This window comes from uncultured Campylobacter sp., assembly GCF_938041645.1.
Taxonomy (GTDB): domain Bacteria; phylum Campylobacterota; class Campylobacteria; order Campylobacterales; family Campylobacteraceae; genus Campylobacter_B.
Map to the genome: position 1 here is coordinate 62,324 of NZ_CALIST010000037.1, position 7,713 is coordinate 70,036.

General features: G+C 51.8%; 5 protein-coding genes and 1 pseudogene. 5 read left to right on the forward strand and 1 reads right to left on the reverse strand.

All coding sequences use genetic code 11. The features are described 5' to 3' along the window. Positions 1 to 468: 468 nt before the first annotated feature. Positions 469 to 1,326, reverse strand: coding sequence for a hypothetical protein (locus Q0600_RS05925; protein WP_298758049.1), 858 nt, complete (start codon positions 1,324 to 1,326; stop codon positions 469 to 471). Positions 1,327 to 1,706: 380 nt separating this feature from the next. On the opposite strand from Q0600_RS05925, the gene Q0600_RS05930 reads away from it, so the two are divergent. The 5 genes and pseudogenes from Q0600_RS05930 (at position 1,707) to pepT (ending at position 7,567) form a co-directional block, all read left to right on the forward strand. Continuing rightward, entirely contained in the window at positions 1,707 to 2,945 is a 1,239-nt protein-coding gene (locus Q0600_RS05930) for a M20 family metallo-hydrolase (protein WP_298758052.1), read from the forward strand. 10 nt (positions 2,946 to 2,955) lie between these two features. Next, complete coding sequence (locus Q0600_RS05935) at positions 2,956 to 4,272, forward strand: amidohydrolase (protein WP_298758055.1); 1,317 nt, start codon at positions 2,956 to 2,958, stop codon at positions 4,270 to 4,272. Between the two features lie 10 nt (positions 4,273 to 4,282). Further along, complete coding sequence (gene pepE / locus Q0600_RS05940; RefSeq protein ID WP_298758057.1) at positions 4,283 to 4,981, forward strand: dipeptidase PepE; 699 nt, start codon at positions 4,283 to 4,285, stop codon at positions 4,979 to 4,981. Between the two features lie 11 nt (positions 4,982 to 4,992). After that, positions 4,993 to 6,321 carry a C4-dicarboxylate transporter DcuC gene (gene dcuC / locus Q0600_RS05945; RefSeq protein ID WP_298758060.1) on the forward strand — a complete coding sequence of 443 codons (1,329 nt, stop codon included), beginning with the start codon at positions 4,993 to 4,995 and terminating at the stop codon, positions 6,319 to 6,321. Positions 6,322 to 6,333: 12 nt separating this feature from the next. Next, positions 6,334 to 7,567, forward strand: a pseudogene (gene pepT, locus Q0600_RS05950) (peptidase T). The last annotated feature ends 146 nt before the right edge of the window (positions 7,568 to 7,713 follow it).

Genomic DNA, 7,713 nt, shown 5'->3' on the forward strand with positions numbered 1-7,713 from the left:
TATTAAATTTACCGCTAAATCTAGTTGGTGAGGCGCGAGATACGTCGTCGTCGCGCGTGCTTTTTTAAGGGTGAGATTGACGGCGGGTTTGGTTTAAATTTTACATTCTGCGGCGGTTGAAATTTAGAATTTATGTCTTGTTGTCGCAAATATTTACTTTTATCTATGTGGCTTAGCGTTGATATATGCTACTACGATATTTTTTCCTTCATACGTGGCGACCGAGTTAAAATTTAGTATTACGCACTCTATCACTTATTTCGGCGATCGGCTGCCGACGTGCGCGAGTAAGCGGCTAAAATTTACCGCGCGCCGCCAACGCCCGTTCGGTGCAAACTTGACCGCGCTCGCCGTTGCGAGAGCGAAGTAGTATCAAGCTGCAAATTTTAAACTATCGCGCCGTACGTGCTTGAGAAATAGCGCTCTGCTTCGCAGGCAAAGTGCGCGAGATTTTTAAATTATAAAATTTCAACCCCCAAATTCCTCGTAAAATTTATTTAGATAATCGGCATAGTAAAAATTTTGATTTCTGGCGTCAAATTTGCCCGCCAGCTCCAAAGCCGTCTTATAGTCGTTCTCATCGCCGAACGCGCTAACTGCGATGAAAAATCGCAAGTCGTTTAGATCGTCGTTGCCATCAAGGATCGCCGCGGAGTGCTTACGGGCTAAATTTAACGCCGTCTCGCGCTCATCCAGCCTAACGGCGATCTCGATTAGCGGGGCGACCTCGTTTATGACGCGAGGATTTGACTCGATCGTCGCCGCGGCCCTTGGCAGCAGGGCTTTTGCCTCTTCTATCTTGCCTGTTTTAATCATGCTAAAAAGTATCGGAGCGTAGGTCGTGTGAGGTACTTCGGCACAGGTTAGCTCGCCTGAGAGTATCGGCGCGGCAAGCTCCAGCGCGGCTTCATGCTCGCCGGCAAAGCACAGATACGCGATCTCATCGCTTGCTTCGCATGCCTCGCAGTCAGCCATATCGTCTTTGGCGAGCTTTTTCCACAGCTCGTAGTTCGCCTTCGCCTCTCTAGCATCGCCCATGTCAATGTTTTGATTCATCAAGGCCTTGTAGTATGAGGCCAGCGAGAGCTCCATGCGCTCGTAGTAAAACAGCATCGCTTCGTTTGCCTCGTCTATGAGCTCCTTTTCTATCATGGAGCTTTGAGCGACGCCCGAGACTATCCATTTAAATTTCCATAGGCAATCCGTAAAGTCGCCGAAATTTGGGTATTCGCTTTCTTTTAAATTTTGCGCGATGTAGCCCGTGAGCCACATTAGCGCCCTCGTTCTTAAAACCGCGCCGAATTTTTCAAATTCCTCGTTTAGCACAAAGTCGCAAATTTGCGCGGCAAAGTCAAAATTTTCCGCCTCGATGGCGCCATTTATCGCATCAAACAGATACTCCTCTTTATCCGCCAGCCTATCAAATTGTCTTAGCCTTTCATAAAGCCCCCCCTAGCGAGCCCTGCTTCATCTGCGCTCCTCGTTAAATTTTGCGATAATTATATCCGTTTAGTCTGAAGTTAAGCAGGCGCGTCGCGATTTTAAAGCCTAAAAGGCAAAATGAAATTTAAGCGCTATTTTAAAATAGCTCTGCTCGCGCCGTTTTAGCGCCCTATTTGCCGCCGCGATAGGCAAATTTCAGCTTTGTTATATAAATTTAATATTAAAATGCCGTATTCATAAATTTTTTTAAGAAAAGGGGATTTATGGACATAAACATGCAGCGCTTTAAAAGCGAGTTCGAACAGATAAGCCGCTTCGGGGCTTTGGCGGGCGGCGGGCTTACGCGGCTTGCATTTTCGCGCGAAGATAAAGCGGCGCGCAACTTCCTCATATCGCTACTTCAAAAAGAAAATTTCAAGATCAAAATTGACGATACGGGCAATATTTTCGCTAAATTTGGAGGCGTTAAAAATCCAGATCTGCCGTCCGTCAGCGCTGGCTCACATATCGATAGCGTGCCGCAGGGCGGCTTTTACGACGGCACGCTACGCGTCATGGCCGCTTTGGAGGCGATCCGCACGGTGCGAGATAGCGGCGAGAAGCTTGCGCGACCGCTGGAGCTCATCGTCTTTGTTTGCGAGGAATCGAGCCGCTTTAAAATGGCGACCGTAGGCAGCAAGATAATTAGCGGCAAGCTATCGCGGCAGCGGCTAGACGAGCTAAAGGATAAAGACGGAATTTCGCTATTTGACGCCATGCAGGAGTTTGGGCTAAATCCCGCAAATTTAAAAAGCTGCGTCCTGCCCAAATCCAGTTTTCATAGCTACATCGAGCTTCATATCGAGCAGGGGCCGGTATTGCAGCGACGCGGTATCCCAGTAGGCATCGTCACGGGTATCGCCGCGCCCGTACGATACGAGCTGCGGATCGAGGGTAGGGCCGATTACAGCGGCGCTACGCCGATGGATATGCGCTGCGACGCCCTAGCTTGCGCTAGCGAGATCGTTTTAAGCGCGGAGAGGATCGCCAAGGAGGGCAAAACCACGGTCGCGACGACGGGATATGCAAATGCGCTACCCGGCGTGCTAAACGTGATTCCGGGCTCCTGCACGCTAGGTCTTGATATACGCGATATAGACGAGGATGCGCTTAGGGCGGCGGACGATAAAATTTGCGCCGCGATAGATGAAATTTGCGCTCGCAGAGGGTGCAGATTTGAACTAAAAAATCTCATCAAGGATCGCCCCGTAAAGCTAAGCGAGGAGATGATAGATCTGCTTGAGAGCTGCGCCGATGAGCTTAAAATTCCAAGCCTAAGGCTTCCTAGCGGCGCGGGACACGACGCGATGAATATGACGGAGCTTGCGGATCGCGTGGGGATGCTTTTCGTGCCGTGCAAGGACGGTATCAGCCACAACGTAAATGAGAACATAAACTGGCACGACGCGTTTGCCGCTACGAAGGTTTTAGCCGCGGCGATGTTAAGCTTAGCTAAAAAATAAAGGAGAGGAAATGGATGCTATCGCACAAAAAGTAGAGGCGCTCAAGGGCGAGATGATCGGGGATCGCAGGTTTTTCCACTCGCATCCCGAGACGGGTTGGTTCACCTTTTTTACGACCGCCGTTATCGCAGATCGTATGCAGCGCTTGGGCTATGAGATAAAGCTCGGTCGCGAGGTGGTAAAGGCTGAAGCCAGACAGGGCGTAGGTAGCAAGGATGCCTGCGAGAAGGCAAAGCAGCGCGCCGAAGGGCTGCTAAACGCGGATCAGATAAAATTTCTTGATGCGATGGAGGACGGGCTAACGGGTCTAGTGGCCGAAATAGACACGGAGCGCGTGGGCAAGACGGTCGCTTTTAGATTTGACATAGACGGCGTGGACGTGACCGAGAGTACGGACGCGGACCACCGCCCTTTTAAGGAGGGCTTTCGCTCCGATATTAGCGGCATTACGCACGCGTGCGGGCACGATGGGCATATCACGATGGGGCTTGCTTTAGCGAAGCTCATCGCGCAGAGCCTAGACGATTTTAGCGGTAAATTTAGATTTATCTTCCAAACCGCCGAGGAGGGTACCAGGGGCGCCGTAGGTATGGAAGCTGCGGGCGTTACCAAGGGCGTGGATTATCTGTTGGGCGGTCATATCGGCTTTCAGGCAACTACGATGAGAGGTATCATCTGCGGTACCAAAAAGCTGCTTGCGACCACTAAATTTGACGTAAGCTTACAAGGTAAGTCCGCTCACGCCGCGGGCGCGCCGCAAAACGGAGCCAACGCTCTGCTCGCCGCAGCCGAAATGGCGCTTGATATGCACGGCATCACGAGGCACGCAGACGGCGTCACGCGTATCAACGTAGGCGTGCTGCGCGCGGGTGAAGGACGCAACGTCATCGCGCCTAACGGCTATCTCGCGTGCGAGACGCGCGGCGAGAGCACGGAGCTGAATGAGTTTATGAAGGCTAAATGCATGGACATAGTGGAGGGCGTTTCTAAAATTTACGGCGTCAGCTACGACGTGAAGGTCACGGGCGGCACCGCAGGCGGCGATAGCGATGAGGATAGCACGCAGCTTTACGAGGATGCGGCGAAGGCATCGCCGTTTATCGATAACGACAAGATCGTAAGGGAGCTAAATTTTGGCGCATGCGAGGATTTCGCGCACTTTATGCGCTCGGTGCAAGATGCGGGCGGTAAGAGCGGATATCTGATGATCGGCACGACGCTTGCGGCAGGGCATCACAACGCCAAATTCGACTTCGACGAGGACTCGCTGCTTGCTGGAGTGGACGTGTATCTGCGCTGCGCGTATAAGCTAAACGGCAAAATTTAAGGAAAGCGGCATGAAAAGAGCACTGCTTCTAAGCGCTTCCAGTTACAAAGACAGCGGCTATCTGAACCACTGCAAGGGGTGGATCAAGGAATTTTTAGGGGGTCTTTGGGAGGATGAAATTTTATTCATTCCGTTTGCGGGCGTTAGGCGCACGAACGAGCAATACGAGCAGAAGGTCGCGGATTGCCTGGAGAGTAATAATATCAGATCGATCCATCGCTTTGCCGATATGAAAGCCGCCGTTAAAAATGCCAAATCGATCTGCATCGGCGGCGGCAATACCTTCGTGTTGCTAAATGAGCTTTATAAATTTGATCTTTTAGGCGTGATCAAAGACGCCGTGGATAGCGGTACGCCGTATTTCGGCTGGTCTGCGGGCGCAAACGTTGCGGGAAAGACGATGATGACTACCAACGACATGCCGATCGTCTTTCCGCCCTCGCCGGTGGCTCTGGGGATCTTTCCGTATCAGATCAATCCGCACTTCATAAGCGGTAAAATTTCAAACCACAACGGCGAGAGTAGGGAGGAGCGGCTGGAGGAGTTTTTGATCGTCAATCAAAACGACAGCGTCTATGCTATGCCCGAGGGCAGCGCGTTTTTGATAAACGGAAACGAGTGCGAAGTGATGGGGTATGCGGACGTGCTAAAATTCGAGTATAAAAAAGAGATCTCGCGCATCGTCGTGGGAAGTAAATTTAAAATTTAAAAGGAGTTATCGTGCAGACGTTTAGGTTACTTTTGGCGCTTGCGGGTATCGTCGCAGTCGTCGCTTTACTGATCATGAAGAAGGATACCAAAACCGTGCTTATCGGCGTGGGTCTGGTGCTGTGCGTGCTTTGTCTAAAGCCGCTGGACGGGCTGGGCGCCTTTACCTCGTATATGACTAAAGCAGGTCTTATTAAGGCGATCTGCGCCAGCATGGGTTTTGCCTTCGTGATGAAATTTACCGAATGCGACCGCGCCCTTGTAAATTTGCTAACCAGACCTCTTGGCAATATCGGATTTTTATTGATCCCCATCGTCGTGGCGCTTACATATTTTATCAATATCGCTATCCCTTCCGCTGCGGGCTGCTCGGCTGCGGTCGGCGCTACGCTGATCCCCGTGATGATGGCTGCGGGCGTTAAACCGGAGATGGCGGGAGCTGCGGTATTTGCGGGAACTTTCGGTAGCGTTTTAAGCCCGGGCTCGGCGCACAACGTATTTGTCGCCGATATGGTAAAGGCGCACAACCCATCCTATACGGTTCAAGACGTCATCGGGGTGCAGTTTTCCAGCGCGATTACCGCTTTGATCGTGGTTTTGATCGTAATGAGTATAACGGCGATAGTTTGCAAAGACTACACCAAGGGGGTGAATTATCTAGCGCAAAGAGAGGACGGCGCAAATTCCGCCGCCGGTTCAAATTTAGACGCGCAGCCTCAAAAGATAAACGTCTTATACGCGCTTATGCCGTTAGTGCCGCTAGTGATCTTGGTAATCGGCGGCACGAGCCTAAATCAGGTCTCTTTTTTAAAATGGACGAAGATGGGCGTCGCCGAGGCGATGCTACTGGGCGCTATCGTCACCATCGTCATTACTATGACCAACCCTCAAAAGATCACGAAAGAATTTTTCAAGGGCATGGGTAGCGCGTATGCCGATATCATGGGCATCATCATCGCAGCGGGCGTCTTCGTCGCGGGTCTTAACGCGTGCGGGGCGATCGATTTCGTAATCGAGTGGCTAAAGGGCGAGCAGGGCTACGTAAAATTCGGCGGTACCTTCGTGCCGTTTTTTATGGGCGTCGTGACGGGCTCGGGAGATGCGGCGGCGATGGCGTTTAACACCGCGGTGACCGTGCATGCGGACCAGCTAGGGTTTGCGCAGGATAAGCTCGGTATGGCGGTTGCGATAAGCGGCGCGCTAGGTAGGAGCGCATCACCGATCGCGGGCGGATGTATAGTCTGCGCGGGACTTGCGATGGTAAGCCCTATTCAGATCGCCAAAAGAACGGCTCTAGGGATGTTTCTCTCCGTCTGCGTCATCGCATTTTTCATTTTGTAAAAGGAGCTTATCATGGATATCGTGCGGAGGTTTTTTAAACTACACTAAGATCAACACCACCACAAATAGAGCCGCGGGCGCTGCGGGCATAATGCCATCAAACCCCAAGGAGCTCGAGCTGGCGGGTTTCATAAAAAACGAGCTAGAAGCCCTGGGCATAAAAAATATAAGCCTTAGCGAAAAGTCGATTTTGATCGCTAAAATTCCCTCAAATTTAGACGCGCCCGCTGCGAGCATAGCGTTTTTTGCCCATCTTGATACCAGCGCCGAGCAGACGAATGATACCAAAGCTCAGATCGTAAGATACGAAGGCGGTGATATCTGCCTGAATAAAGAGCTAGAGATCTATCTTAAAGAGAGCGAAAATGAGGAGCTGCGAGATTATAAAGGAGACGAGATCATCGTAACGGACGGCACCAGCTTGCTAGGTGCCGACGACAAGGCGGCGATCGCAGCGATCGTGAATGCGCTGGAATTTTTCGTCCAAAATCCGCAGATCAAACACGGCGAGATAATCGCTTGCTTCGTGCCAGACGAGGAGCAGGGCTTGCGGGGCGCAAAGGCGCTGGACATAAGCGAGATAGGCGCAGACTTCGGCTACTGCCTTGATTGCTGCGGCATCGGCGAGTTTATCTACGAGAACTGGAACGCGGGCGATTGCGTCGTTACCTTCAAAGGCCAGTCCGCTCATCCGATGAACGCCAAGGGCAAGCTCGTAAATTCCTTGCTTTTGGCGCACAAGTTTATCTCGCTGCTGCCCGCGGGCGAGGCGCCCGAATACACCGATGGCAAGGAGGGCTACTTTTGGGTCAAGGAGTTTAGCGGCAACAGCGCAAAGACCGTCCTAAAGATCGACGTGAGGGAATTTGACGAGAAAAGATACGAGCAGCGCATGGAATTTTTGCAAAAAACTGCGGACGGGCTTCGCGCGATCTGGGGCGATCGGATCGAAATTTCGCTAAACGACCGCTATAAAAACGTCTATAACTTTTTGAAAAACGACGACGCGCCAGCAATTCGCCTTGCGAAGCAGGCTTTTAAAAGCCTAAATATCGAGCCTAAGATCAAGCCTATGCGAGGCGGCTACGACGGCGCCGTCATCTCCGCAAAGGGGCTGCCGTGCCCGAATCTCTTTACCGGCGGGCATAATTTCCACTCGATCTACGAATACCTGCCCGTAGGCTCTTTAAAGGCAGCGAGCGAGGTGGTTAAGCAGATCATAACGCTAGCTGCGGCGCGAGCTTAGCTCGGCCGCTTTCTGTTCCGCGCGCAGATTTGGCTTTAAATTTAATTCGTTCATTCCGCCGCGAAATTTTATTCTGCAGGACGGAATTTTTGGCCCCGTGGCGACGGATGACGCGGGCTACGACTACGACGCGGCTTTTAAGCGCT

Coding starts and splice junctions, on each gene's coding strand:
- Q0600_RS05930 (WP_298758052.1), top strand. CDS start 1,707: ATGGACATAAACATGCAGCGCTTTAAAAGCGAGTTCGAACAGATAAGC.
- Q0600_RS05935 (WP_298758055.1), top strand. CDS start 2,956: ATGGATGCTATCGCACAAAAAGTAGAGGCGCTCAAGGGCGAGATGATC.
- pepE (WP_298758057.1), top strand. CDS start 4,283: ATGAAAAGAGCACTGCTTCTAAGCGCTTCCAGTTACAAAGACAGCGGC.